This is a genomic window from Agromyces rhizosphaerae (assembly GCF_027925245.1).
In the GTDB taxonomy this organism is placed as follows: domain Bacteria; phylum Actinomycetota; class Actinomycetes; order Actinomycetales; family Microbacteriaceae; genus Agromyces; species Agromyces rhizosphaerae.
Map to the genome: position 1 here is coordinate 687,329 of NZ_BSDP01000001.1, position 24,624 is coordinate 711,952.

Annotated in this window: 21 protein-coding genes; 10 read left to right on the plus strand and 11 right to left on the minus strand. The window is 70.4% G+C overall.

Annotated elements, in window-relative coordinates:
* The first annotated feature begins 49 nt into the window (after window positions 1-49).
* The 3 genes from QMG39_RS03265 (at window position 50) to QMG39_RS03275 (ending at window position 2,737) form a co-directional block, all read left to right on the plus strand.
* The gene (locus QMG39_RS03265; protein WP_281882403.1) at window positions 50-658 is read left to right on the plus strand and encodes a dihydrofolate reductase family protein; all 609 of its coding nucleotides are present in this window, start codon (window positions 50-52) and stop codon (window positions 656-658) included.
* Window positions 659-837: 179 nt separating this feature from the next.
* Complete coding sequence (locus QMG39_RS03270; protein ID WP_281882405.1) at window positions 838-2,493, plus strand: FAD-dependent oxidoreductase; 1,656 nt, start codon at window positions 838-840, stop codon at window positions 2,491-2,493.
* A gap of 88 nt (window positions 2,494-2,581) precedes the next feature.
* A complete protein-coding gene (locus QMG39_RS03275; protein WP_281882407.1) occupies window positions 2,582-2,737 on the plus strand; it encodes a DUF8730 family Cys-rich protein in 156 nt (51 codons plus the stop codon).
* Between the two features lie 248 nt (window positions 2,738-2,985).
* Here QMG39_RS03275 and QMG39_RS03280 read toward each other — a convergent pair whose 3' ends face one another.
* The 4 genes from QMG39_RS03280 to QMG39_RS03295 all read right to left on the minus strand — a co-directional run bounded on the left by QMG39_RS03280 (window position 2,986) and on the right by QMG39_RS03295 (window position 7,989).
* On the minus strand, window positions 2,986-3,894 hold the full coding sequence (locus tag QMG39_RS03280) for a hypothetical protein (protein ID WP_281882408.1): 909 nt from the start codon (window positions 3,892-3,894) through the stop codon (window positions 2,986-2,988).
* 91 nt (window positions 3,895-3,985) lie between these two features.
* A complete protein-coding gene (locus QMG39_RS03285) occupies window positions 3,986-4,861 on the minus strand; it encodes an LLM class flavin-dependent oxidoreductase (RefSeq protein WP_281882409.1) in 876 nt (291 codons plus the stop codon).
* A 36-nt stretch (window positions 4,862-4,897) separates the two neighbouring features.
* Window positions 4,898-7,006, minus strand: a complete 2,109-nt coding sequence (locus QMG39_RS03290) for a hypothetical protein (protein WP_281882410.1) — start codon at window positions 7,004-7,006, stop codon at window positions 4,898-4,900.
* A 59-nt stretch (window positions 7,007-7,065) separates the two neighbouring features.
* Window positions 7,066-7,989, minus strand: coding sequence for a LysR family transcriptional regulator (locus tag QMG39_RS03295; RefSeq protein WP_281882411.1), 924 nt, complete (start codon window positions 7,987-7,989; stop codon window positions 7,066-7,068).
* Window positions 7,990-8,189: 200 nt separating this feature from the next.
* On the opposite strand from QMG39_RS03295, the gene QMG39_RS03300 reads away from it, so the two are divergent.
* The 7 genes from QMG39_RS03300 to QMG39_RS03330 all read left to right on the plus strand — a co-directional run bounded on the left by QMG39_RS03300 (window position 8,190) and on the right by QMG39_RS03330 (window position 15,629).
* Window positions 8,190-9,215 (plus strand): ABC transporter substrate-binding protein, encoded by a 1,026-nt coding sequence (locus QMG39_RS03300; RefSeq protein WP_281882412.1) that lies wholly within the window; start codon window positions 8,190-8,192, stop codon window positions 9,213-9,215.
* A gap of 65 nt (window positions 9,216-9,280) precedes the next feature.
* A complete protein-coding gene (locus QMG39_RS03305) occupies window positions 9,281-10,066 on the plus strand; it encodes an ABC transporter ATP-binding protein (protein ID WP_281882413.1) in 786 nt (261 codons plus the stop codon).
* Window positions 10,063-11,598, plus strand: coding sequence for an ABC transporter permease (locus tag QMG39_RS03310; RefSeq protein ID WP_281882414.1), 1,536 nt, complete (start codon window positions 10,063-10,065; stop codon window positions 11,596-11,598). The genes QMG39_RS03305 and QMG39_RS03310 overlap by 4 nt, the downstream gene beginning before the upstream one ends.
* Window positions 11,586-12,590 carry an adenosine deaminase gene (gene add, locus QMG39_RS03315; protein ID WP_281882416.1) on the plus strand — a complete coding sequence of 335 codons (1,005 nt, stop codon included), beginning with the start codon at window positions 11,586-11,588 and terminating at the stop codon, window positions 12,588-12,590. Before QMG39_RS03310 ends, add begins: the two co-directional genes overlap by 13 nt.
* A 62-nt stretch (window positions 12,591-12,652) precedes the next feature.
* Window positions 12,653-14,011 carry an NtaA/DmoA family FMN-dependent monooxygenase gene (locus QMG39_RS03320; protein ID WP_281882417.1) on the plus strand — a complete coding sequence of 453 codons (1,359 nt, stop codon included), beginning with the start codon at window positions 12,653-12,655 and terminating at the stop codon, window positions 14,009-14,011.
* Window positions 14,011-15,060 (plus strand): L-glyceraldehyde 3-phosphate reductase, encoded by a 1,050-nt coding sequence (mgrA, locus tag QMG39_RS03325; RefSeq protein ID WP_281882418.1) that lies wholly within the window; start codon window positions 14,011-14,013, stop codon window positions 15,058-15,060. Before QMG39_RS03320 ends, mgrA begins: the two co-directional genes overlap by 1 nt.
* Complete coding sequence (locus QMG39_RS03330; protein WP_281882419.1) at window positions 15,057-15,629, plus strand: flavin reductase family protein; 573 nt, start codon at window positions 15,057-15,059, stop codon at window positions 15,627-15,629. The genes mgrA and QMG39_RS03330 overlap by 4 nt, the downstream gene beginning before the upstream one ends.
* Here the strand turns inward: QMG39_RS03330 and QMG39_RS03335 are convergent.
* The 7 genes from QMG39_RS03335 to QMG39_RS03365 all read right to left on the minus strand — a co-directional run bounded on the left by QMG39_RS03335 (window position 15,626) and on the right by QMG39_RS03365 (window position 24,585).
* A complete protein-coding gene (locus QMG39_RS03335) occupies window positions 15,626-16,690 on the minus strand; it encodes a hypothetical protein (RefSeq protein WP_281882420.1) in 1,065 nt (354 codons plus the stop codon). The two genes, QMG39_RS03330 and QMG39_RS03335, sit on opposite strands and share 4 nt — an antisense overlap.
* A gap of 2 nt (window positions 16,691-16,692) precedes the next feature.
* Window positions 16,693-17,145 (minus strand): hypothetical protein, encoded by a 453-nt coding sequence (locus QMG39_RS03340; RefSeq protein WP_281882421.1) that lies wholly within the window; start codon window positions 17,143-17,145, stop codon window positions 16,693-16,695.
* A gap of 182 nt (window positions 17,146-17,327) precedes the next feature.
* Window positions 17,328-18,215 (minus strand): hypothetical protein, encoded by an 888-nt coding sequence (locus QMG39_RS03345; RefSeq protein WP_281882422.1) that lies wholly within the window; start codon window positions 18,213-18,215, stop codon window positions 17,328-17,330.
* A complete protein-coding gene (locus QMG39_RS03350; protein WP_281882423.1) occupies window positions 18,119-18,931 on the minus strand; it encodes an esterase/lipase family protein in 813 nt (270 codons plus the stop codon). Before QMG39_RS03350 ends, QMG39_RS03345 begins: the two co-directional genes overlap by 97 nt.
* A 550-nt stretch (window positions 18,932-19,481) precedes the next feature.
* Window positions 19,482-22,049, minus strand: coding sequence for an ATP-dependent Clp protease ATP-binding subunit (locus tag QMG39_RS03355; protein WP_281882424.1), 2,568 nt, complete (start codon window positions 22,047-22,049; stop codon window positions 19,482-19,484).
* Between the two features lie 117 nt (window positions 22,050-22,166).
* Entirely contained in the window at window positions 22,167-23,282 is a 1,116-nt protein-coding gene (locus QMG39_RS03360; protein WP_281882425.1) for a ComEC/Rec2 family competence protein, read from the minus strand.
* 571 nt (window positions 23,283-23,853) lie between these two features.
* Window positions 23,854-24,585, minus strand: a complete 732-nt coding sequence (locus QMG39_RS03365) for a hypothetical protein (protein ID WP_281882427.1) — start codon at window positions 24,583-24,585, stop codon at window positions 23,854-23,856.
* Between the last annotated feature and the right edge of the window lie 39 nt (window positions 24,586-24,624).

Below are 24,624 nucleotides of genomic sequence, written 5' to 3' on the forward strand. Positions count from 1 at the left end.
GGCTCGGCGTAGCATCCGTGTGCGACGCGGCGATCAGCGAGGAGACGTGATGGGCACGATCATGGCGAGCATGTTCACGACGATCGACGGCGTATACCAGGCGCCGGGCACGCCCGACGAGGACCCGTCGGGCGGCTTCGCGCACGGCGGATGGCAGGCGCCCTTCGCCGAGGCCGAGTCGGGCGCCGAGATCCTCGCCGACATCGACCGGCTCGACGCACTGCTGCTCGGCCGCCGCACCTACGACATATTCGCCGGCTACTGGCCCGCCTTCGGCGACGCGAACCCCATCGCCGCGAAGTTCAACGCGGTGCCGAAGTTCGTCGCCTCCCGCACGCTGACCGACCCCGAGTGGACGGGCACCGAGGTGCTGGCGGATGCCGCCCAGCAGGCCGGCGCACTCCGCGACCGCTTCGAGCGGGTGCACGTCATCGGCAGCGGCGACCTGCTCCGCACGCTGCTCGACGCGGGCCTCGTCGACGAGCTGAAGCTCTGGGTGTATCCGGTCGCGCTCGGCTCCGGCAAGCGCCTCTTCGACGGCGCCGCGCCGGCCACCTATTCGCCGACGAGCCCGCCCCGCGCGTACGCGAGCGGCGCCTACTCGGTGACCTACGCCCCCGCCGGCCCCGTCGCCACCGGCGACATGGGCGCCGCGTAGCCCTCCTCCCCGCCGGACCGCGCTCCCGCCACGCGCGCCCGTCGCCGCTGGTGCGCAATCCGTGGCATCCGTCACCATTCACCACCGATTGCGCACCAGCAGCGGCGGGAGCCGATCGCCGCATCCGATACCCGCGCCCTATTTTGACAATACCCCGGGGGTATCTCTAGAATGGACTCATGACCAAGCGCTACATCATCATCGGCGGTGTCGCCGGCGGCATGTCCGCCGCCACTCGCCTGCGCCGGCTCGACGAGCACGCACAGATCACGGTGCTCGAGCGCGGCGGCCACGTATCGTTCGCCAACTGCGGCCTCCCGTACTACCTCGGTGGCGTCATCGAGGAGCGCGGCGACCTGCTGCTGCAGACTCCCGACTCGCTCCGCCACCGCTTCGACCTCGACGTGCGCGTGCGCACCGAGGCCGTCTCGATCGACCGCGACGCGAAGACCGTTCGCGTCCGCGAGCTCGCCTCGGGCGCCGAGTACGACGAGCCGTACGACGCGCTCGTGCTCTCCCCCGGCGCGACGCCGATCCGCCCGCCGATGCCCGGCGGCGAGCGCATGCTCACCCTGCGCGACATCGACGACGTCGACGCGGCCATGGCCCAGCTCGAGGTCGCCCCGCGCACCGCACTCGTGATCGGCGCCGGCTTCATCGGCCTCGAGATGGTCGAGAACCTCCGCCACCGCGGTCTCGAGGTCACGCTCGTCGAGCTCGCCGACCAGGTGCTGCCGCCGCTGGACCGCGAGATGGCCGGCCCCGTCGCCGAGCGCCTCGTGCAGAACGGCGTCGACGTGCGCCTCGGCACCCAGGTCACCGAGCTCGGCGCCGACTTCGCCACGCTCTCCGACGGCACCACGGTGCCGGCCGACTTCGTGCTCGGCTCGATCGGCGTGCGCCCCGACACGTCGCTCGCCACCGCGGCGGGCATCGAGATCGGCGAGCGCGGGGGCATCCGTGTCGATGACCGGCTGCGCACCAGCGACCCCGCCATCTGGGCGATCGGCGACGCGGTCGAGAAGACGGATGCCGTCTCAGGCGACCAGCGACTCATCGCACTCGCCGGGCTGGCAAACCGTCACGGACGCCTCGCGGCTGACGCGATCGCGGGACGCGACGTGCGCGTGCGCGACGCGCTCGGCACCGCCGTCGTCGGCGTGATGGGCCTCACCATCGCCGCGACCGGATGGAACGAGAAGCTGCTGCAGCGCGTGGGCCGCGAGATCCGCGTGATCCACACGCACCCCGCCTCGCACACGGGCTACTACCCCGGCTCGGAGCAGATGGCGCTGAAGCTCATCGTCGACGCGAAGACCGACGAGATCCTCGGCGCGCAGGCCGTGGGCGGCGATGGCGTCGACAAGCGCATCGACGTCATCGCGACCGCGATGGCCGGCAACCTCACCGCGGCCGACCTCGCCGACCTCGAGCTGGCGTACGCGCCGCAGTACTCGTCGGCGAAGGACCCGGTGAACATGCTCGGCTACGTCGACCGGAACGCGCTCGAGGGCCTGACCCCGTCGGTGCAGTGGCACGAGCTCGAGGCCGAACTGGCCGCGGGTGCGACCCTGGTCGACGTGCGCAGCCGCGCCGAGTACGAGGCGGGCGCGATTCCCGGCTCGATCCTGATCCCGCTCGACGAGATCCGCGCGCGTCGCGACCAGCTCCCCGAGGGCAAGCTGATCGTGCACTGCAAGGTCGGCCAGCGCGGCCACACCGCGACCCGCCTGCTCGCCCAGCTGGGGCGCGAGGCCGTGAACCTCGACGGCGGCTACCTCACCTGGCGCGCCGGCACCACCGAGATCGTCCGCGAGCGCGAGCTCGTCGGCTGAGACCCGGATGCCGCGGGGAACCCCTTGCCCCGCGGCATCCGTTCGCCCTGACCACCCCTGAATCCACCCACCGAAACGGAGTATCCCCATGTGCAGTCCCGTCACCTGCCGCAAGTGCGGCAAGACCACCTGGGCCGGCTGCGGCCAGCACGTCGACCAGGTCATGCGCGGCGTCCCCCGCAACCAGCGCTGCGAGGGCCACGAGGCCGAGCCGAACTTCTTCTCGCGCATCTTCTCGCGCTGACGCACCTCGGGCCCGCCCGCCCGACCGAATACGCAAAGTGCGGCTATCCGACTGGGATAGCCGCACTTTGCGTACTCTCGGCGCCCGCACCGGGCCCGCCCGTCTCCTCGGGCGCTGCTGGTGCGAATACCGTGGCGAATCTCACGCGACACCACCACTTGCGCACCAGCAGCACCCGAGCGGCCCCGGCGTTGGTGCGCAAACGGTGGCGGACTCCACGCGTCACCACTGATTGCGCACCAGCGATGTCAGCCGGCTGATTTCCCAGCGGCGCCGGAGCCGTCCTCCTCGGATGCCGAGTCGGCGGTCGCGGCAGACGGCGACTTCAGCTCGGCCGGCTTCCAGGAGTCGATCCCGCGCAGCGGGCGTTCGACGAGCAGGAGCGTCGCGGGCGAGACGGCCACGAGCGCGAGCACGAAGATCAGCAGACCGCCCTGCCAGCCGTCGATGCTCCCGTCGCCCACGAGCGCGAGCACGAAGGTCGTGAGCGCCAGTGACGCGGCCAGCGAACCGAGTAGCAACCACGGCGCCCACCGGCTCAGTCGACGCCAGGCCCGACGCTGCTCGATGAACTCCTTCGAGTATTCGACGAGCTGCTCGAGGTGCCGTACGCGCTGCTCCTCGAACTCGACGCGCTTGGCAGCGAGGGCGGCATCCTCACGACTTGCCCCGTACTTCGCGCGCAGCAACTCCTCCGCGATCTCGCCTCGCCGCGACTCGTCCACAGCGCTCAGCAGCCGCGCGTCGCTCGAGGTCGTCGATGCGATCGTCGCGACGATCTCCTCCTGCTCCGCCACCAGCGCAGTGACATAGCGCTCGAGCAGGTCGATGTCGTTCAGGGCATGGATCTGCAGCTCGACCTCCTCGAGGGGCCTGCGTGCTGCCGCGAGCGCGGCGATCGTGGCGGCAGTCGTAGCCTGGCCGGTCCCCGCTTCCGGCACCTCCCCCGAGCTGCCTTGCGCCGCCGGCGCACTCGGCCCCGACGGGCGCGTTCCGACGGCCCCGTCGCCGCCGCTCGACGCCAGCGTCTTCACGTCGAACGGCAGGTCGCCGCCTGAACTCAGGTTCTGCGCGTCCTTGAGGAATCTGCGCAGGAGCTTCTGCAGCTCAGGTCCACACGTCACCCGTACCCTGTCCTTCGGGAATCGCATCGTCATCCGGGTATCCCTCTTGTTCGCTGTCCTGATCGATCGCGCACGCGCACTTCGGAAACACCCTCACCTGATGTGCGGGCCGGTCGGATCAGGATCACCCCTGAACCGCACTCGCGACCCGGCCGGAGTGCTCCATGAAGGCTTCGAGGTCGGGCTCGTCGTGCGTCGGCTGGAGCACCACGCTGTCGGCGCCCGCGTCGAAGAGCAGCTCGGCGGCCGCGGCGACCTCGTCGTCGTCGCCCGCGACGAACTTCGCCGGGTCTTCGGCGAAGCCCCACCGCTCGGCGTCGGCCGCCATGCGCGCCCGCGCGTCGTCGCCGCCGAACGCCGCGAGCAGGTAGACGATGATGTCGTTGCGGCCACCACGACCGGATGCCTCGCGGCCGGCCTCCACCAGCGCGATCGCGTTCCGCAGCATCGCGGGCGTCGTCCCCTCGTTGATGACGGTGCCGTCGGCGACCTCGCCGGTCAGCCGAAGCGTCTTCGGGCCCTGGCCGGCCGCGTACACCGCCGGCGCGGCGGCGGGCGGCCAGTCGAGCCGCACGCGATCGAGCGAGACGTAGCGCCCGTCGGTCGTGAGCTCGTCGCCGGCGAGCAGCGCCCGCACGGCGGGCACGTACTCGCGCATGAGCGTGAGCGGCGAGGCGACGCGGCTGCCGGTCTGGCCCATCCACGACAGCACGCCGTGCCCGAGCCCGGGGATGAACCGGCCCGGGAACATCCGATCGACCGTCGCGATCTCCATCGCGGTGAGCGCCACGTTCCGCAGCGGCATCGGGGCGATGCCGATGCCCACCCGCATCCGTTCGCTCCACGCCAGCGCGGCGCCGGCCGCGGAGAACGCGGCCTCGCGGAAGCAGTCCTCGAAGAGCCAGAGCTCGTGCACCCCGCTCCGGTCGGCCGCCTCGACGGCGGACCGCATCCGCTCGGGCGGGAAGGCGGGCTGGAAGATCGCACCGATGCGTCGCATGGGCCCAGCCTGCCACCAGCCGCCCACGACCCGCCGTCAGCCCGCTTCGGACTCCCCATTCGAGGTCACGTTCGCGACCTGCTGCAGCAGCCGGTCCACGAATGCCGCCGCCTTCGCTCGTTCGTCGTCGTCGGGCACCCAGAACACCGCCGCGGCGACGCCGTCGACGAGCTCCTGCCGGCCGTGCTCACCGGTGATCGCGAACGAGATCAGGTCGTGCCCCGCGTCATCGAGGAGGTGCCGCACCGCCCGCAGCACCGCACGCTCGTCGAGGTCGGGTGCGCCCACGCTCCGCGCCGCGCGGAGGATCTCCGCGCCGTCCGCGACGCGCCACAGCTCGCCGAGGTCGTCGTGGGCGCCGACGTCGATCGCCGCGATCGCGCGGGCGTCGATCCAGGCGGGGTCTGCGAGCGCCTGTGGGGGGAAGACCGTGCTCACCGCGGAGAACCGCTGGATCTCCCAGGCACTCGCGATGTCCGAGAGCGCGCGTTCACGCAACTCGGGCTCGCTGCCGAGCAGCCTCAGCTCCGGGTCCTGGAAGGCCCAGTCGCGGTAGAACCTGCTGAACCTGGCGTAGGCGACGCACGAGACGACCGCCTCGACCAGTTCGGCGCGCTCCGCCTGGTCATCGGTGCGCAGCGCTTCGTGGCAGTACGTGCACGCGAGCAGGAACCGCACGTCCGGGTTCGTGGTGCCGAGCGCGAGGTCGAACCACTCCCCGAGGCGCTCCTGCAACTCGTCCCCGTGGTGCGGCTGGGCCCACGCGCCGAGCACCCGATCGGAGAGCGCTGCGCGCATCCGCAGCCTGTCGACCTCTTCACCATCGCGAATCCGCCGCAGCACGTCGTCCCGAACCAGGAGCCCGGCGAACGTCGTGAGCACGAGAGCCACGTTGAGGCGTCGGAGCGCGACCTCGTCGTCCTCCTCGTCGTCGGGCGGCCCGCCCGCAACGGTCTGCCACGCGAGCCAGTTGCCCGCCGCGCCGAGATACCAGTCCATGAGCCGCAGCATGAGCAGCGGCGGCTCCATGGCCGCATCGGGCTCCGCTTCGCGGTGGGCCTCGACGCGGTCGGCGAGCGCGAAGTGCCACTGGGAGGGACTGACCACGAGGTCCATCAGGCCCTCGCCCCACAGGTTCGACGCGACCACGATCATCGGCTCGAGTCGCTCCATGAGCTCGGACAGGGCCACATCGTTGGTCGGATCGTCGACGGTGTCGATGAGTTCCTCGTACTCGGCGAGGAGGTTCGACGGGTCGTCGATGAGGGCGGCCTCGATGTACGCGATCCGCTCGTCGTCGGTGGTCTGCATGGCGAGGTTCGCGTAGGCCGCGGACTGCCACCGCTCCACTCCGTAGAACCCCGTGATGTCGGAGTAGCGGGAGGCGATGCCCATGGCGGCGAAGCTCGAGGCCATGATCAGCAGCTTGCGATGGTGGTCCTCGCCGGCGTCGCCGACGTGCAGCTGCAGCTGCGCCTCCTCGACGACGTGGTTGTTGCGCCGCAGCGTGGCGGTGGCGTTCATGCCGTCGAGGATCGTCACCTGCACGAGCCACGGCGCGCTGTTGAGGAAGAGCTGCAGCAGCCACGCCACGAGCGCCGTCATGCCGCTCCCGCTGCGGTCGGCGACCTTGATGACGTCGCCGAGGTCGGTGCGATTGCTCCGCGCCCGGACCTTCGCCTGCGACGACCCCTCGCGATGCGTGCTGCTGATCTGGTCGAGCACCTCGATCGCCCAGGCCTCGTTCGACCCGCCGTTGGGCGCGAGCACCTTCGCGTCGACGACGGGGAAGCTCGCGAACCCGATCGAGAGGATCGCCGACCCCACCAGCCCGACCGCGACGGCGAGCACGGCGAAGCCGCCGAAGTCCACGTCCGGCGCGAACTCGGGGAACCAGTCGTCGACGTTGAACGCACCCGACGCGACGAAGGCGGCGATGAGGATGATGAGGAAGCCGACCGAGCGGGTGATCGCGGGCCGCCCGCTCGGCGTGCGGTAGTCGCGGTAGAGCGGCAGGTACACCAGAATCCGCGCGAGCACGGTCAGCACCGCGGCGACGACCAGCGCCTGCCCGGCCCAGTCGATGAGCAGCGCGACGATCGACTGCACGCTCGGCCCCGAGGCCGATTCCGCGATCCGTTGCATGATCCGCCCCTAGGGGAATGATCCTCCTCGGGCCGCCGGGCGTGCAAGTGCGGGCGGGGTCAGGCGTCGTCCGCGACGCGCGGGTCGGCGACGATCGCCGCGAGCAGCCGGGCCACGAACTCCCGCCGGTCGTCGGCCCGCTTGGCCAGCCCGACCTCGACCGGCGGCAGGTCCGACACCTCGACGGCCACCACGTCGTTGCGCTGGTACTGCAGCGGGACGATCGCCGACGTGAGGGCCATCCCCCGGCCGGCCGCCACGAACGAGTACATCTCCTCGATCGTGCGGTTGGGCGGCCCGACGATCTCGCCGAGCGGCGCGTCGGCCGGCCGCGGCAGGCCGAGCCAGAAGGCTCGGAACCCGGGTGGCCCGGTCTCGAACCCGGGGTCGAGGATGGGCTCGCCGCCGAGTTCGCGAAGCGTGATCGACGACCGCCCGGCGAGCCGGTGCGACGCGGGCAGCAGCGCGACCGTCGCGAACGTGCCGAGGGCCGTGAGGTCGTACCCCTGCAGTCGCGCGCCCGATGGGTACTGCAGCAGCGCCAGGTCGGCCACGCCGCGCTCGAGCGCATCCTGCTCCAGGCCCCACTCGAGTTGCAGCGCCACCGTGTTCAGGGTGTCGGATGCCCCCGCGGGCGCGAGCGCAGCGTCCACGAAGCGCCGGGGCGTGCCCGGCGAGAACCCGATGACCACCGACTGGGTGCGCGCCCCGTCGGCGGCACGCCGCACGCGCGACGCGGCGCGCTCGACCGCGGCGAGGATCTCGACGGCATCCGCCAACAGCGTCGCCCCCGCGGGCGTGAGCTGCACCCCGGCACCCGGCACCTTCTTGTTCCGCTCCAGCAGCGTGCGACCCAGTTCCCGCTCCAGCGAGGCGATGCTCTGACTCAGGGCCGGCTGCGACATCTCGAGCTCGTCGGCGGCGAGCGTGAAGCTGCGCGCGTGCGCGACCGCGACGAAGCGCTGCAGCTGCTTCAGGTCCATCGGCTCCCCGTGTGTTTCCGGGCGGTGAATTCTCGGGCGGAGTGTTACGGCGCCGAGCGCGTTCAGGCCCGGAACCGTGCGGTTATTCAATCATCGAATGACCTCAAAGGCAGCATCAATTGGCAGCGCCGCCGAGCGCCGACCTACAGTCAACCCACTCGTCCCCTGCACACAGCCCCGCACCCGAGGAGTCCCCCCTGATGCTCAGCTCCACGCGCACCCGCCGCCTGCTCGGCGGACTGACCGCCGCCGGTCTCGCCGTCGCCCTCACCGCCTGCTCGTCGGCCGACGCCGACACGAGCGACTCCGGCGCCGAGGAGACGACCTCGATCAGCTTCCAGCTCGACTGGGTCAAGAACAACCAGTTCGCCGGCTTCTTCGAGGCCGACGACGCCGGCTACTACGCCGACGAGAACCTCGAGGTGGAGTTCCTCGACGGCGGCGACGTCGGCTCGACGGCCGCCGTCATCGCCGGCGGCGCCGCGGAGATCGGGATCGTCTCGAACATGGCTCGCCTGGTCGACGCGATCGGCACGGGTGCGGACCTCGTGGTCGTCGGCGCCCTGTACCAGACCTCCCCCGCGGGCCTCATGACGCTCCCCGACCTCGAGATCACCGGCATCGACGACCTCACGGGCCTGCGCATCGGCACCGACGAGGCCGGATCGGCCGACATCGACACGCTCTTCACCGTCAACGGCCTCGAGCCCGACTGGGAGACCGTGCGCGTGGGCTGGGACGCCGCCCCGCTCTTCGAGGACCAGATCGACGCGTACTACGCCTACATCACCAGCCAGCCGGTGACCTACGAGCTCGAGGGCACCGACGTGAACACGATCACGTTCGCCGACCTCGGCTACGACGACTACGCCGGCCTCATCGTCACCACCCGCGAGTTCCTCGACGAGCACCGCGACGCGGTCGTCGGCTTCATGTCGGCCTCGGTGCTCGGCTGGGACGACGCGATCGCCGACCCGGAGGCCGCGATCGACCTCACCCTGAGCGAGTACGGGGCCGACCTCGGCCTCGACGCCGCAGCGGAGCTCGCCGCCCTGGAGGCGATGATCCCACTCACCCAGAACGAGGTGACGGATGCCGCGGGGCTGTTCGCCCTCGACACCGACCGCATCTCGGGCCCGGTGTACGACACGCTCACCGCGTCGGGCCGCACCGACCTGCCCGACGTCGCGGAGACGTTCGACACCTCGGTCCTCGACGCAGACTGATCGGACGACCCCGTCGGGGAGGGTGACGCGAGTCCCCTCCCCGACGGCAATCCTGGAGCACCACCATGAGCACCGCAGGCATCCACCTGGACGACATCCACAAGACCTACGGGTCGGGCCCCGGCGCCGTCCACGCACTCGACGGCTTCACCCTCCACATCGACGAGGGCGAGTTCGTCGCCGTGCTCGGGCCCTCGGGATGCGGCAAGTCGACCGCCCTGCGCATCGGGGCCGGGCTCGAGCAGGCCGACGCCGGCGAGGCCTCGATCGGCGGCACCACGCCCGCGGAGCTCGGCGCGACCGGCGGCCTCGCCGTCGCCTTCCAGGACAACGCGCTCCTCCCCTGGCTGTCCGTGCGGAAGAACGTCGAACTGCCGTTCTCCCTGGTCGGTCGCTCCGTCGATCGCGACCACGTCGACGACCTGCTGCGGCTCGTCGGCCTCGACGGCTTCGCGAACCACCGACCCGCGCAGCTCTCCGGCGGCATGCGCCAGCGGGTCTCGATCGCCCGTTCGCTCGTGCTCTCGCCCCACGTATTGCTGCTCGACGAGCCGTTCGGCGCGCTCGACGCCGTCACGCGCCACCGCCTCAACGTCGAGCTCGCCCGCATCCTCGACGCCCAGCGCTCGACCACGCTGCTCGTGACCCACTCGGTCGAGGAGGCGCTCTTCCTCGCCGACCGCGTCATCGTCATGTCGGGTCGCCCGGGTCGCGTGAAGCGCGAGGTCGCCGTGCCGTTCGGTCGCCACCGCACGAAGGCGGTCATGGCCGATCCCGCATTCCTCGCCCTCGCCGCGGAGCTCACCGAGGCGCTCGACGACGCCGAGGTCGCCGGCGGCACCGCCGCATGAGCGCCGCTCGCCGCTCCCGGCTGCGGGAGCTCCTGCTGGGTGCCGCGGGCGTCGCGGTGCTCCTGTTCGCGTGGGAGGTGCTCGGCCGCCTGGGACTGCTCGGCCGCTCCATCCCTCCGCTCTCCGAGGTGCTCGCCGCGATCGGCGAGCACGGCGACATCCTCGCCCGCGCGGCCTCGGCCACCGGCACGCGCGCACTCGTCGGCGGCCTGATCGGGTTCGGCATCGGCCTGCTCCTGGCGGCGATCACCGCGTGGATCCCCGGCTCGGCGTCGACGGTCGTGCGCACCGCGGTGCTGATCAACGCCATCCCCGTGGTCGCCCTCGGCCCGGTGCTGATGAGCCTCGACGCGCGCCCGTTCATCCCCGAGATCTTCGCCGCGCTGTCCGTGCTGTTCAGCACCGTCATCACCGCCGGCGACGGGTTCCGCTCGGCGTCGCGCTCCAGCCGCGACCTGTTCGACGTCTACCGCACGCGGCGCTGGGCGCGGTTCTGGCGACTGGATGCCCCGACGGGCCTGCCGCTCGTCGCCGACGCGTTCCGCCTCGCGGTGCCCGCGGCGCTCCTCGGCGCCATCCTCGGCGAGTGGTTCGGCGCCGACCGCGGCCTCGGGGTGCTCATGGTCTCGTCGATGCGCAACCTCCAGTACGGCCTGCTCTGGGCCGCCGCCCTCGTCGCCGTGCTGATCTCGGCCACCGTGTACGCGATCGGCGGCCTGCTCGAACGAGCGGCGGTCGCCCGGTTCAGCAGGCCCGGCCAGGCGGCATCCGCCCTCGCCCCCATCGGCCGCGTGCGCGGGCTGGTGCTCGCCGTCGCGGTGCCCGCCGCGCTCGTGCTCGCCTGGCAGCTGTGGATCGTGGTCGACGAGGTGCCGCTCATCGTCGCGCCGCCCCCGGCCGACGTCGCCGTGGCGCTCGCCGCCGACATCGGCGCCTACCTCGCCGCGGCCGGCCTCACCGTGCTCTCCGCGATCGGCGGCCTGCTCGCGGGCGCGCTCGTAGGGCTGGGCCTCGCCGTGCTCGCGACCCTCGCCCCGTGGCTCGGCGCGATGCTCGCCCCACTCGCGCTGCTGATCCCGACCGTCCCGATCGTGGTCTTCATCCCGATCGTGGGCAGCGTGCTCGGCTACGGCGTCGAGACCGTGTTCGCCTCCACCGTGCTCATGGCCTTCTTCCCGGTGTACGTGCTCGCGCTCAGCGGTCTTAACGCCCGGCCGCCGGGCAGCGACGACCTGTTCCGTGTCTACGGCGCGGGCACGCTGGTGCGCCTGCGCCGGCTCGCGCTGCCTGCATCGGTGCCGTCGCTCATGATCGCGCTGCGCCTGTCGTCGGCGATGGCGATCCTCATCGCGATCAGCGCCGAGTGGCTGATGGGCCAGGGCGGCCTCGGCCGGGTCTTCAGCGAGCGCCGCGTGGTGCTCGACACGGCCGGCTCGTGGGCGGCCGTGGTCGTCGCGATCGTGCTGTCGGTGGCCGCGTACGCGGCCGCGTCGCGGCTGGAGCGATCGGTGGCCGAGCGGTGGCGCTCGTGACCGGGGCGCGCGACCTGCGGGCGCTGCCGAAGGTGCACGTGCACGTGCACCTCGACGGGTCGTACCCGCGCGATGCCGTCGCCGCGCTCGCGCGACGGGCGGGCGTGCCGTTCCAGGTGCCGGAGTCGTTCGACACGGTCTGGGAGTTCTTCGACGCATACGGCACCGTGCCCGACCTCGTCGCCGACCTCGACGACCTCGCCGAGCTCTGCCGCGCGCTGGTTCGCGCCGAGGCGGGCGCCGGCGTGCGCTACCTCGAGCCCGCGATCGAGCCACAGCTGTACGCACCCCGCCTCGGCGACCTCGAGACCGTCACCCGCACGATGCTCGACGCCCTGCGGTCGGAGGCGGATGCCCGTGGCATCCGCGTCGGCGCCAACCTCACCGTGAACACGGACCAGGACGAGGAGCTCGCGGATGCCCTCACCGACGTCGCCGTGCGCCACGCGTCCGACGGGGTGACGGCGTTCGGCACCGCCGGGTTCGAGGAACCCGCAGGGCTGCACCGGTTCGCGCGCCACGCCCGCCGCGCCACGGACGCGGGCCTCCAGGTCGTGGCGCACGCCGGCCAGACCGGCGGGCCCGACAGCGTGCGCGAGGCGCTCGACGTGCTGGGCGCGACCCGCATCTCGCACGGCGTGCTCGCCGTCGGCGACCCCGACCTCGTCGCCCGGCTCGCCGAGGAGCGCATCGTGCTCGACGTCTGCCCGGTCTCGAACGTCGCCCTCGGCGTCGCGGCGTCGCTCGAGGAGCATCCGGCCGTCGCCCTCGTCGAGGCGGGCGTGCCGATCACGCTGAACGCCGACGACGCCCTCTGGTTCGGCCGCGGCGTCGTCGACCAGTACGCCATCGCGCGCGAGCGCTGGGGCTTCGACGACGCGCGCCTCGCCGAGATCGCCGGCAACGGCACCCTCGTCGGCGGCATGAACGACGAGACCCGCACCCTCTACGAGCGCTCGCTCCAGGCCTGGTTCACGGCGGCTCCGGGCTGATCGGGGCTGGTCGCCCCGCAGCATCCGTACCCGCCCACCAGCGGACCGACCCCAGGAGCATCGTGAAGCACATCGTCCTCGGCGCCTTCGAGATCAACGGCGTCAACCTGACCAGCCAGGGCCTCTGGGCCCACCCGGAACACCAGTCGTTCCGGTACACCGACATCGACTACTGGATCGAGGTCGCGCACCTCCTCGATCGCGGCGGCTTCGACTTCCTCTTCTTCGCCGACTCGTACGGCTACCCGTCGATCGACGGCGAGACGCCCGACGTGGCCTTCGAGCAGGGCACCGAGATTCCGAAGAACGACCCGATGCTGCTCGTGCCCGCGCTCGCGACGGCGACCGAGCGGCTGTCGTTCGCCGTGACGAGCTCGACGACCTACGAGGAGCCGTACGCGAACGCCCGCCGGTTCGCGACGCTCGACCACGTCACCCGCGGCCGCATCGCCTGGAACGTGGTCACCACGACCGCCACCGTGGTGAAGGACCTCTTCGGCCGCGACCGGCTGGTGCCGCACGACGAGCGCTACGCGATGGCCGAGGAGTACCTCCAGCTCTCCTACGCCCTGTTCGAGGGGTCGTGGGAGGACGGCTCGGTGCTGCGCGACAAAGCTGCCCGGCGGTATGCGGATGCCTCGAAGGTGCACCCCGTGCATCACGACGGGCGTTATTTCCGGTCGTCGGGCTACTTCAACTCGGAGCCGTCGCCGCAGCGCACGCCGGTCGTGTTCCAGGCGGGCGCGTCGAAGGCGGGCATGGAGTTCGCCGCCCGCAACGCGGAGGTCGTCTTCCTGCAGGGCCGCGACGCGTCGAGCCTGCGCGAGCAGGTCGCGACCATCCGCCGCCTCGCCGTGGAGGCGGGGCGCGATGCCCGTGACATCCGCACCGTCGTGGGTCTCTCCGCCGTGGTGGGGCAGGACCGGGCGGATGCCTCGGCCAGGCTGGACGACTACCTCTCCTACGTCGACCGCGACGCGATGCGCGTGTACTTCGCGCAGATGACCGGCATCGACCTGGCCGCCCTCGAGCCCGACACCGAGGTGTCGTCGCTGTCGACGGAGCAGAGCCGCACGCAGGTGGCGCGCTACAACGGCCGCTCGGCGGCGGAGGCCTTCGAGGACTTCGCCCGGCGCGGCATGCGCGAGTTCATCCTGCTCGGCACGGGCGACGACATCGCCCAGCAGATGGTCGACCTCGTGGAGGAGACCGACGTGGACGGGTTCAACTTCACGCCGTTCGTGAGCCCGGGGTCGTATCGTGAGTTCGTGGACGAGGTGGTCCCGGCGCTGCGCGCCCGCGATGCGCTCGCACCGGCCGCCCCGCCGATGCCGTTCCGCGAGCGGCTGTTCGGGTCGCCGCGCCTGCCCGCGACGCATCCCGCAGCCGCCGCACGCCACACCACCGAAGGAGACCGCTGATGGCCCCCGCCTTCCCGACCACCTACGCCGCCGACGAGGACCGCTACGACGGCGCACGCTACCGCCGCACCGGGCGCAGCGGCCTCCTGCTGCCCGAGATCTCGCTCGGCCTGTGGCAGAACTTCGGCAACACGCGCCCGTTCGAGCTGCAGCGCGACATCGTGCGCACCGCGTTCGACGCAGGCGTCACGCACTTCGACCTCGCGAACAACTACGGCCCGCCGTACGGCTCCGCCGAGGAGAACTTCGGGCGCATCCTCGCCACCGACCTCCGCCCCTACCGCGACGAGCTCGTCATCTCGACGAAGGCCGGCTACGACATGTGGCCGGGCCCCTACGGCGACCACGGCTCGCGCAAGTACCTGCTCGCCTCGCTCGACCAGTCGCTGGCGCGCATGGGCGTCGACTACGTCGACATCTTCTACTCGCACCGCGCCGACCCCGACACCCCGCTCGAGGAGACGATGGGCGCGCTCCACACGGCGGTGCAGTCCGGCAGGGCGCTCTACGCGGGCATCTCGTCGTACTCCCCCGAGCGCACGCGCGAGGCCGCCCGCATCCTGGGCGAGCTCGGCACGCCGCTGCTCATCCACCAGCCGTCGTACTCGATGGTGAACCGCTGGGTCGAGGGCGGCCTCCTCGACACCCTCGACGACCTGGGCGTCGGATGCATCGCCTTCTCGCCCCTCGCCCAGGGGCTGCTCACCGAGCGGTACCTCGAGGGCGTGCCCGAGGGGTCGCGCGCGTCGGCCCCGGGCTCGATGTCCTCGACACCGCTCGACGACGAGACCCGCACCCGTCTCCGCGCCCTGCGCGACATCGCCGCCGACCGCGGCCAGAGCCTCGCCCAGCTCGCGCTGAGCTGGGTGCTGCGCGACCGGCGGGTCACGTCGGCGCTGATCGGCGCGTCGAGCGTCGAGCAACTCCGCACCAACCTCGCCGCGCTCGAGGCCCCGCCCCTCACCGAGTCGGAGCTCGCCGCGATCGACGAGCACGCGGTCGATATGGGCATCAACCTCTGGGCCGGCTCCAGCGCGATCGGCGCATGAGCGGGGAGGATTCGGGAGGGGCGGTCTCGCTTGCGGACCTGCCGGTCTACGAGGACGACCCGGCGGAGCTCCGCAGGACGTTCTCGTACTTCCCCTCGGGCGTGGTCGCCATGATCGCCGAGGTCGAAGGCGTGATGCACGGGCTCGTGGCATCCGCCTTCACCGTCGGCGTCTCGATCGACCCGCCGCTCGTCTCGTGCGCCGTGCAGCGCACGTCGTCGACCTGGCCCGTGCTACGCGGCGCCCGTCGCATCGGCGTCTCGGTGCTGGCGCAGCACCAGGGCGACCTCGCACGGCGCATCGCCGGCCGCGACCGCGCCGAGCGCTTCACCGGCGTGCCGCTGCGCCACACCGGCTCGTCGGCGCGGTTCATCGCAGGGGCGCCGGTCTGGTTCGAGTGTGCGCTGCACGACGAGCTGCCCGCGGGCGACCACACGCTGGCGCTCCTGCGCGTGCACGGCCTCGGCGCCGACCCCGAGTCCCGCCCGCTGGTGTTCCACGGGTCCACCTTCCGCGGGCTCCAGCTCGACGACGCGGAGCTGCGCGGGACGGCCCGCCACGAAACCTAGCCCACGATCTCCTGCTCGTTGGCGTCGGCGAAGTCGTACGCCTCGACCTCGAACGGATTCCCCCGGTAGTCGAACCCGGCCTCCGCATAGCCGATGCCGTATGCACAGGCGAACGCCGCCTCCGTCTTGAGTCTGCGGTACTGCACGACGTGGACGAGTTCGTGCGCCATGAGCTTGCGGGCGATGTCCTCGACGACCTCCCACGGATCGCGCACGTAGACGACGTTGTTCAGGGTCACGCCCGCGATGGTCGCTCCCGCGAACGTCATGCCGTCCACCGGCGTGCCCTTCTGGTACCAGTTCGAACTGAGGCTCGCGTCGTCGATGTACCAGACCCCCGCGAACGAGGTGCCGCCGAAGATCGGGGCCATGTCCCGGACGAACTCGCTCGGCAGCAGGCGCGCGGTCCTGCCGAAGTTCGCGAGCACGTTGCCGGCCTTGGCGAGCCGGTAGATGACCAGCCCTCCGAGGCATCCGCCGAGCTTCACGATGTACTCCCAGGCCGACTCGCCGAGCTCGCCCAGCCACTCGATCGTCGACGCGATCACCTCGAGCGACTCCTCGTACGCCTGCACCGCCCAGTCGGCGACGGTCATCGTCGCCGCGACGGCGGCGTCCCAGGCCGCGTCGATGGCGTCGGTGAACGCCTCCCACGCGGCCTCCGCGGCACCCTCGATCGCGTCCCACGCCGATGAGGCGATGCCCTCGGCGGCATCCGCGATGTCGTCGACGAGCTCGCCGATCTCGTTCCAGGCGTCCTCGACGGCACCCGCCGTCGACTCCCATGCCGACTCGATGGCGTCACCGGCATCCTCGACCCAGCGCTCCGCCTGGTCCCACGCGTCGCCGAGCTGCTCCTCGAGCGCGTCGATCGCGTCCTCCGCGAGGTCGCCGATCGCGTCGATGACGTCGCCCAGTTCGTCGCCGACGTCGTCGAGGAAGTCGCCGATGTCGTCGACCACATCGCCCGCCGCGTCGACGAGGTCCTCACCGAGGTCGACCGCGTCATCGACGAGATCGCCGGCGGCCTCGACGAAATCGCCGAGCGGCCCCCACCCCACGATCAGCCCCGGGCGTTGATGTCCGCGAGGAGGATCTGGAACGCCTCGTCGGGGCTGAACCCGGCCTCCTCGAGCGCGGCGCGCTTCTTCGCCATGAGGTTCGCGCGCTTCTTGAGCACATCGGAGACCTGGTCGGAGTCGTCGATGACCTTCATGCCGTCGGCGGCGAACTGCAGCTTGTCCTTGAAGCGGTCGAGCACGCCGGCGCGGCCGCTCTCGCGGGCGGCGTCGTCGGCGAGCTTCGCGACGGTGATCTCGACCGCGCTCTGCGCGGCGGCCTTCGACGCCTGCTCGACCGCCATCTTCAGGTCGGCCGGGCTCGGACCGGACAGGCCGAGCTGACTCCGGACGGCGCCCTCGACGCGCTTCCGGATGCGCTCCTCGACCGCCGGCACCTCGAGCGGGCGGGAGAACACGGTCGAGCCGGGGTTCCTCGGGTCGGTGTTTCCAGGCATCGTCTGCTCCTTGTCGTGAACTTCGTCGTTTCGGGCACCAGGAGCGTGCTCGGGATGCGGCACACGATAGCCCCGCACGCCCGCGCGCCGCAGTCGGCAGATGTGCCGACTTGACGAATCCTCATTTCGGACGGTAGAGTCCGCACTCGCGTGCGCATCGCCGCCGCCAGGTGGAACCGACGTCACCACGTCAGATTCGGTGGCTCCTCGTCCTCGTCAGCTGCGCGATCCACCACGTCCGCATCGTCGCCGACGCCCTCATCGTCCATCTGCGTGGCGAACAGCCAGTCCGAGATCGAGTCGTCCTCCAGCCCGGCCGCCGCGTAGTACTCCGGACCCGCGGCCATCGCCGCGATTGCCATCGCCGCGTGCAGGTTCGTCATCGCGTCCGGGTCGACCGCCGCGTTCGAACGCCACAGCGCAGGAGAGTCCCATTCACCGAGCGCCGAACCGCGCCCTCCGAACGCCCACGCCACCTCCTCCGCATGTTCGGCAGCGACGACAGGGTCGTCAGCCTGCGAGGACCGCACGACCGACCCGAGGATCGCCCGCGTCCGTTCGTCGCGCTCGAGGATCGACGACCGGATCATCGTGTCCACGAACGCGAGCCGGTCGGGAGTCAGGTCCTCGAACGCCTCGGAGAGCGCGACGAAGAAGTCGTCCTCGGACTCGATCGGTCGTGCGGGCTGCTGCGCACGAGCGCGCTCGACGAGCGGTTCGAGCACTGCGCCGAACTCCAGGGTCATCCCCTCGGGTTCGTACAGCCCGTCGAGGATTCCGAGTTGCGTGCCGAGCAGCACCCACATGGACCACTCCGCGGCGAGCATCAGTGACCGCGGGGTCGCCGGTCCGTGGCCGGACTCCATTGCAGCGCGCGGCATGTCGGCGAGCACGGCCGGGTCCGGCGCGGAGTCCGCCCCGCTCCAGCTGAAGAACGATGCGCGGAGGGTGTCGTGCAACGACCGCGGGTCCATCACCGTGCCGTTCCACTCTCGACGAAGCGCCAGGGCGTCTCGTACCTGCCGGGCGCGGGCTTGCAGACGTTGGAGTGGGAACGGCGACGCGCCCACCGTGGCGGAGGGTCGGTCGAGTACTGATCGGTGTACACGACATGGTCGGGGTCCGCCCAGAGCACGTCGGGGCGGAGCGCCCGAAGGCCCGGATGGCTCCGGGCCGCGGCTTCGGTCTCGTGCCGCAGGTCGTCGAGGCGCACGGTGTCCCGATTGAGGTCGTGGAACGCCGGCGACATCTTGAGCAACGGATTCACCGCGAGCCAGATGCTCGTCGCGCGGGCGAGACCGAGGAGCCCCTTCGGTCCGAACCCGGACGTCGCCGGTGAGAAGAGCACGACCCGCGCGTCCAGCACGGCGTCGTCTCCTGCGCCCACGGCCACGTGCTGCATCCGTCGTTCCCGCAGCGCGAGCTGCACCGCGCTGCGCACGACGACCCCGCCGAGCGAATGGCCGACCAGGACCAGCTCGCGATAGCTCGACGCGATGCCCGGGAGCGGACCCGCCAGCATGGCAGCGCGCACGAACGCGAGCACCTCGTCGGCGACGCTCCCCACCTCGCGACGGAGCGAGTCGTACCCGATGAAGACCGCGTCGGACTCGGACCACCACGCACCGGCCCCGGACCCGTCGTCGAACCGACGCCAGGTCCCGACCGGCTTCCCGTTGAACCCGTGCACGAACACCACGAGTCGCGAGTTCGAGCCCGCCGGATCGACCAGCGCGAAGTACTGCGGGCGATCCGGAATCGGCAGCAGCACACGCCCATCCCCCATGGAGCCATCCTCGGGCGCGCGGTCCGATGACGGATGCCCCCAATTCACGTCACACGGCCCCCGGAGTGCCGCCCACCCCCGACGGCGGGCTCGCTCGGGCAGTCCACTCTCGCCCCCGAGCGAAGCGAGTTGGCGCCCTGCTGGCGCGCAAACCGAGGCCACCGATGCTCAGAACCACTATTCGCGCACCGGCAGTAGCGCGAACCATTCGGCGCTGGTGCGCACATGGTGGCCATGAGCGCTCGTGACCACTGAATGCGCACCAGCGGCGTATGAGCTGGGCGTGAGAGTACGGAAAGTGCCGGTATCCGCGGTCGATACCGGCACTTTGCGTACTCGGTAGTCGACGGCGGCCACCCCAACGCGCGACGGAGTACGCGAAGTGCGGAAACCCGCGCAGGGTTTCCGCACTTTGCGTACTCGGTGGGGGCGACAGGGGGCGAGCGGATGCCGCGGGGCGACGTCCGCGCGACGGAGTACGCGAAGTGCGGGTATCCGTCAGGGATACCCGCACTTTGCGTACTCGGTGGGTGGGAGAGGCGCGCGGGCGCTACGCCGCCGCGGCGAGCGGCGCGGCGGGCGCGGGCGACACCACGAGCGCGTCGTCGCGGGCGTCGACGCGCACGGCGCCGTCGCCGTCGGACACGGAGCCCGCGACGAACAGGTCGGCGATGCGGTCGTCGACCTCGCGCTGGATGAGGCGGCGCAGCGGACGGGCGCCGTATTCCGGCTCGTACCCGTGCGCAGCGAGCCACGACACCGCAGCATCCGTCACCTCGAACCCGACCCCGCGCGCGCCGAGCCGCGCACGCGTCGCCTCGAGCATTAGACCCACGATCGCCGCGATCTCGTCAGACGACAGCTTCTGGAACAGCACGATCTCATCGATGCGGTTCAGGAACTCGGGGCGCATGGCCTCGCGCAGCTTCGACATCACGCGGGCGCTCACATCAGAGGACGACGCGAACCCAGAGGCATCCGTCGACGCCACGAAGCCCAGCGCGCCCGAGCGCGAGGCGAGGAACTCCGACCCGAGGTTCGAGGTCATGATGACCACGGTGTTGCGGAAGTCCACGACGCGGCCCTGGCCGTCGGTGAGGCGGCCGTCGTCGAGCACCTGCAGCAGCAGGTTGAACACGTCGGGGTGCGCCTTCTCGATCTCGTCGAACAGCACGATCGAGTAGGGGTTGCGGCGCACGCGCTCGGTGAGCTGGCCGGCCTCGTCGTAGCCGACGTAGCCGGGAGGGGCGCCGACCAGGCGCGACACGGTGTGGCGCTCGCCGAACTCCGACATGTCGAAGCGCACGATGGCGCCCTCGTCGTCGAACAGCGAGGCCGCGAGGGCGCGCGCCAGCTCGGTCTTGCCGACGCCGGTCGGTCCGAGGAAGAGGAACGAGCCGACGGGCCGGCCCGCGTCGCCCATGCCGGTGCGGTTGCGGCGCACCGAGCGGGCCACGGCGGCGACCGCGTCGTCCTGCCCGATCACGCGGGAGTGCAGCTCGGCCTCGAGGCCGGCGAGGCGCTCGCGCTCGCCCTCGGTGAGGCGACTGATCGGGATGCCCGTGGCGCGCGACACGACCGCCGCGATCTCGGGCTCGTCGATGACGGCGTCGCCAGAGGCACGGCGAGCGGATGCCTCCCCCGACGTCACCTCGTCGAGCCGGCCCTGCACGCGGCCGATCTCGTCGCGAATCCGCGAGGCGGCCTCGTAGTCCTCGGCCTGCACGGCGTGGTTCTTGTCGGCCTCGAGCTCGCCGAGCCGCGAGACCAGCGCCGATACGTCGACCTTCGCGCCGAGGCGCAGCCGCAGCCGCGCGCCGGCCTGGTCGATCAGGTCGATGGCCTTGTCGGGCAGCACACGATCGGTGAGGTAGCGGTGGCCGAGTTCGACGGCTGCGCGCAGCGCGGCATCCGTGTACTCGACGCCGTGGTGCTCCTCGTACGCGGGCTTCAGCCCCTGGAGAATGAGGATCGCGTCCTCCACAGACGGCTCGCCGACGCGCACCGGCTGGAACCGCCGCTCGAGCGCGTGGTCCTTCTCGATGGTGCGGTACTCGCTGAGCGTGGTGGCGCCGATGAGGTGCAGGTCGCCGCGCGCGAGGCGGGGCTTCAGGATGTTGCCCGCATCCATGCCGCTGCCGTCACCGGGGCCGCCGGCGCCGACGACGGTGTGCACCTCGTCGATGAAGACGATGAGCTCGCCCTTCTGCGACGCGATCTCCTCCATGAGCTTCGTGAGCCGCTCCTCGAAGTCGCCGCGGTAGCGCGTGCCGGCGACCATGGCGGGCAGGTCGACGGCGACGACGCGCTTGCCGAGCAGCTGCTCGGGCACGTCGCCCGCGACGATCGCCTGGGCGAGCCCCTCGACGATCGCGGTCTTGCCGACGCCCGCCTCGCCGATCAGCACGGGGTTGTTCTTCGTGCGGCGGCTGAGGATCTCGACGGTCTGCTCGATCTCGTTCGCTCGCCCGATGACCGGGTCGAGCCCGCCGTCGAGCGCGAGCGCCGTCAGGTCGGTGCCGAACCTGTCGAGGGTGGGGGTGGCGGATGCCTCTGAGCTGCCGCCCTCCGCAGTCGGCTGCCCGTCGGGCGCGACCGTCTCGCGCACGCCCTGGGTGAGCGCCTCGGCCGTGACACCGGCGCGCGCGAGCACCTGGCCCGCGGGGGCATCCGTGTTGATGACGAGCGCGAAGAAGAGGTGCTCGGGCTCGATGTAGGTCGATCCGTTGGAGCGCGCCACCTGGTAGGCGTGGAACAGCGCCCGCTGCGCGGACTGGGTGATGTTGGCCGCGTCGACGTCGGCGGTGACGGATGCCGCGGGCAGCCGCGCCTCGGTCGCCCTGACGATGGTCTCGGGGTCGACGCCGACGCGCCCGATCGCCTGCGCGACGGTCTCATCGTCGACGATGACGCGCAGCACGTGCAGCGCGTCGAGCTCGGTCTGCCCGCGCCCGAGCGCGAAGCGTCCGGCGCGCTGCAGAATGCCCTGCGTGCGCGCGGTCAGGAAGCGGCTGAGGTCGATCGACCGTGCCTGCCGCGCCTGCTCGCCCGCGAGGTACCGGGCGAGGAACTCATCGAACGAGTTGCCGCCGGTCTCGGGGTTGAAGTCGTTGGGCACCTGGGGTCCTCCTGTGCAAACTTGAGTGTGGTGTACTCAAGTTCAACGCAGCGTCGGGACAGGTATTCCTTGCTCGAGTCAACCCTGTCGAGGGCGCCCAGTGGTGGCAGACGGACCTTAGGCCAGCGGCAGCTCATGGGCCGGCGCAAGCAACTCAACGCGCCACCGGCCCTCACCGGACCTCTTGCGCGCCCGGACCTGACCAACTTTCCCGTAGGCCTCTCTGACGTTCTGTGCGACCTCCGCCAGCGCGGCCCGCGTGCGCTTCGTCTCCTTCGACGGGACAGGAGACTTGGTCTTCGCCGTAGCAAACGCCCGATCCGACCGCGCGACTATGCGCGCTACGTCCTCTTCATTCGGCCTTGGATTCACTCCAAGCCGGAAGGGGGCTACTACTGACGTCACAGATTCGGTGAGCAGGTCGTCCCAAGTGGCTTCATGGTGCGCGTTGGGTGACCCATGGTGAGGCACTTTGAACAAGGACGCCTTCCCGTTCGGCTGGTGGGAGTCAGCAACGGCTTGCCAGCCAGACCCGACGGGCCCAATCGTCAGGTCGGCGCCAAGAAGAACTCGAATGTCACCAACCTCTAGCCAAAGAGCCACCGAGTATTCGTTGGGATCACCTGCCGATAGCCGCTTCCGTTCCTGCACGGAGCCCGCTCCTGCGGCAACGTTTGCCCTTGCCTTTGCGACCGCTATGTCGGAGGGCGAGAGAGCTACCACGTCGACGTCGGCGGCGCCCGCGGAGCTACGCCGTTGCCAGACGGTTCGTTGCTGAACAGCCTCAAGCCAGGGCGCTCGACCGTCGGGAAAGCGCCCTCTGGACGCGACCTCTTCCATCACTCCTCTGATCTCGTCGCGAACGGATGAACCAACCTGAGCCTCAATGTCCTCGTCAGTCTTCACTGCAGCAAAGAACTCTCTCCCCGTGAATGCGGCGGACGACAAGTACTGAGCTTCGGCAGCTTCGGCGTAGAGCCGCCCAATTCCTGCGATGTGATCGTCATGGGCGTGGGTCCCCACGACCAGCTTCACCTGCGTAGCGACATCGACCTCAATGGATTCGAGATAGTCAAGGACAGGATGACGTTGTGTTCTTTGCTCTATGCAGGAGTCAACCGTGATCCACTCCCCGGCACCAACGTGGACTAGGACCGCCTCGCCCTTCCCTGGCCCGAAGAGAGAAACCTCAATCTCGTCCGGTTCGGGACCCGTTCCCCCCAGAGCTGCCATTAATCGATGAGCCCCTCAAGAGACGCAGCCAACGCATCTGCCCGCTCTTGCTGGCTTCGAACCTCCGCCTCAGTCCACCTCCCCAGACGCCGAAGGCGAACGGAACTGGTTCGGCTGGGCAAGCCACGCGCTCTACCTACTGTCCGGACCGTCACGTAAAGCACGTCTCCCGGGACGACCTCGTCACCAATCTGTGACTGCAGGAAATCAGCCATTACAGGTTCGATGTCCTGGTCGTCGGACCGGAGTTCCACAGTCACGACATCATCCTCTGTATCAACAACGATCGCCGTCCAGGACTGCAGTCCAGCTACTCGATACTCGGTTGGCCGGACGGTGATCCCGCGAGGCGACTCCGAGAGAACAGCTCTGTAGGCTTTCGCAAGTTGGGTATCTGCCGTGATGTCTGTTGCAGCACTACTGGGTGGTTGTGAGCCCACACGAGAGTCGCCAGCGTGCCGAGTATTGGCACCGCGCTCGACCACCTGCTTCAGTCGGCGCTCGATCAATGTCGACTCGTCATGGCTGGGGATCGTTGAGTATTGCGTCGTCTGTTCCACTGCCGTTGAGCTCATTGCTTCTCCTGGAATTGAAGGACGGTGGTCAAGACGTCGCCGGCCCTACCGAGAGATGCGGCCCATTCACCAGTAAGCACCCTCATGGCGATGTGACGCTTGTCCAAAGTTGGCTCTACGTCTGGATCCCTTGGCCCATTGCCAGCCAGAGCCTCCTCGCGGCTCGCAGGATGGGAAGGGACCAAGGTCAAATCAAAGTGGTCATTGACAGCGACGAAAACTGCCTGCTCAACCTTGAACGAAGGCTCTATCTGAAGTTGAACTCGGCCCCCGTATCCGTCAGTTCGAACACCCCATAGCGTGGCGCTTCGCGTCCCCGGCAAATGAAGAAGGTCGGCCCAATCGTCTTTGGGAACTATGCGGTCCCCGATTCGGTGAAGCGCGGACGCCGACTCGACGCTGGCATGAAAGTAGCGATTGATACCCAATGCGCCGACTGGAGCCTGATCCAACACTCGCAGCACACCCAGCATCACATCGCGAAGACGCGGAAACTCTTCAACTGATGCAGTCGTCACTTGGAATGTGTCTGGTGTTACATGGACCTCGAGCCAGTCCATCGAGAACGACGCGATGTCTCGCGCAATGAGCTCTACAGCAGCGTCGCCCACTTCGATGTCCCCGACCAGCTCTGCAGCTTTGAACCACGCAGGCGAGACGATCGAGGGCGCAAAGACACCGCGCACCACAAGGCTGAGACCCTCTAGCGCAATCCTATTCTCGACCACTGGAGCCCCTCGTCTACGCACCACCCGGTGAGGAGGTGT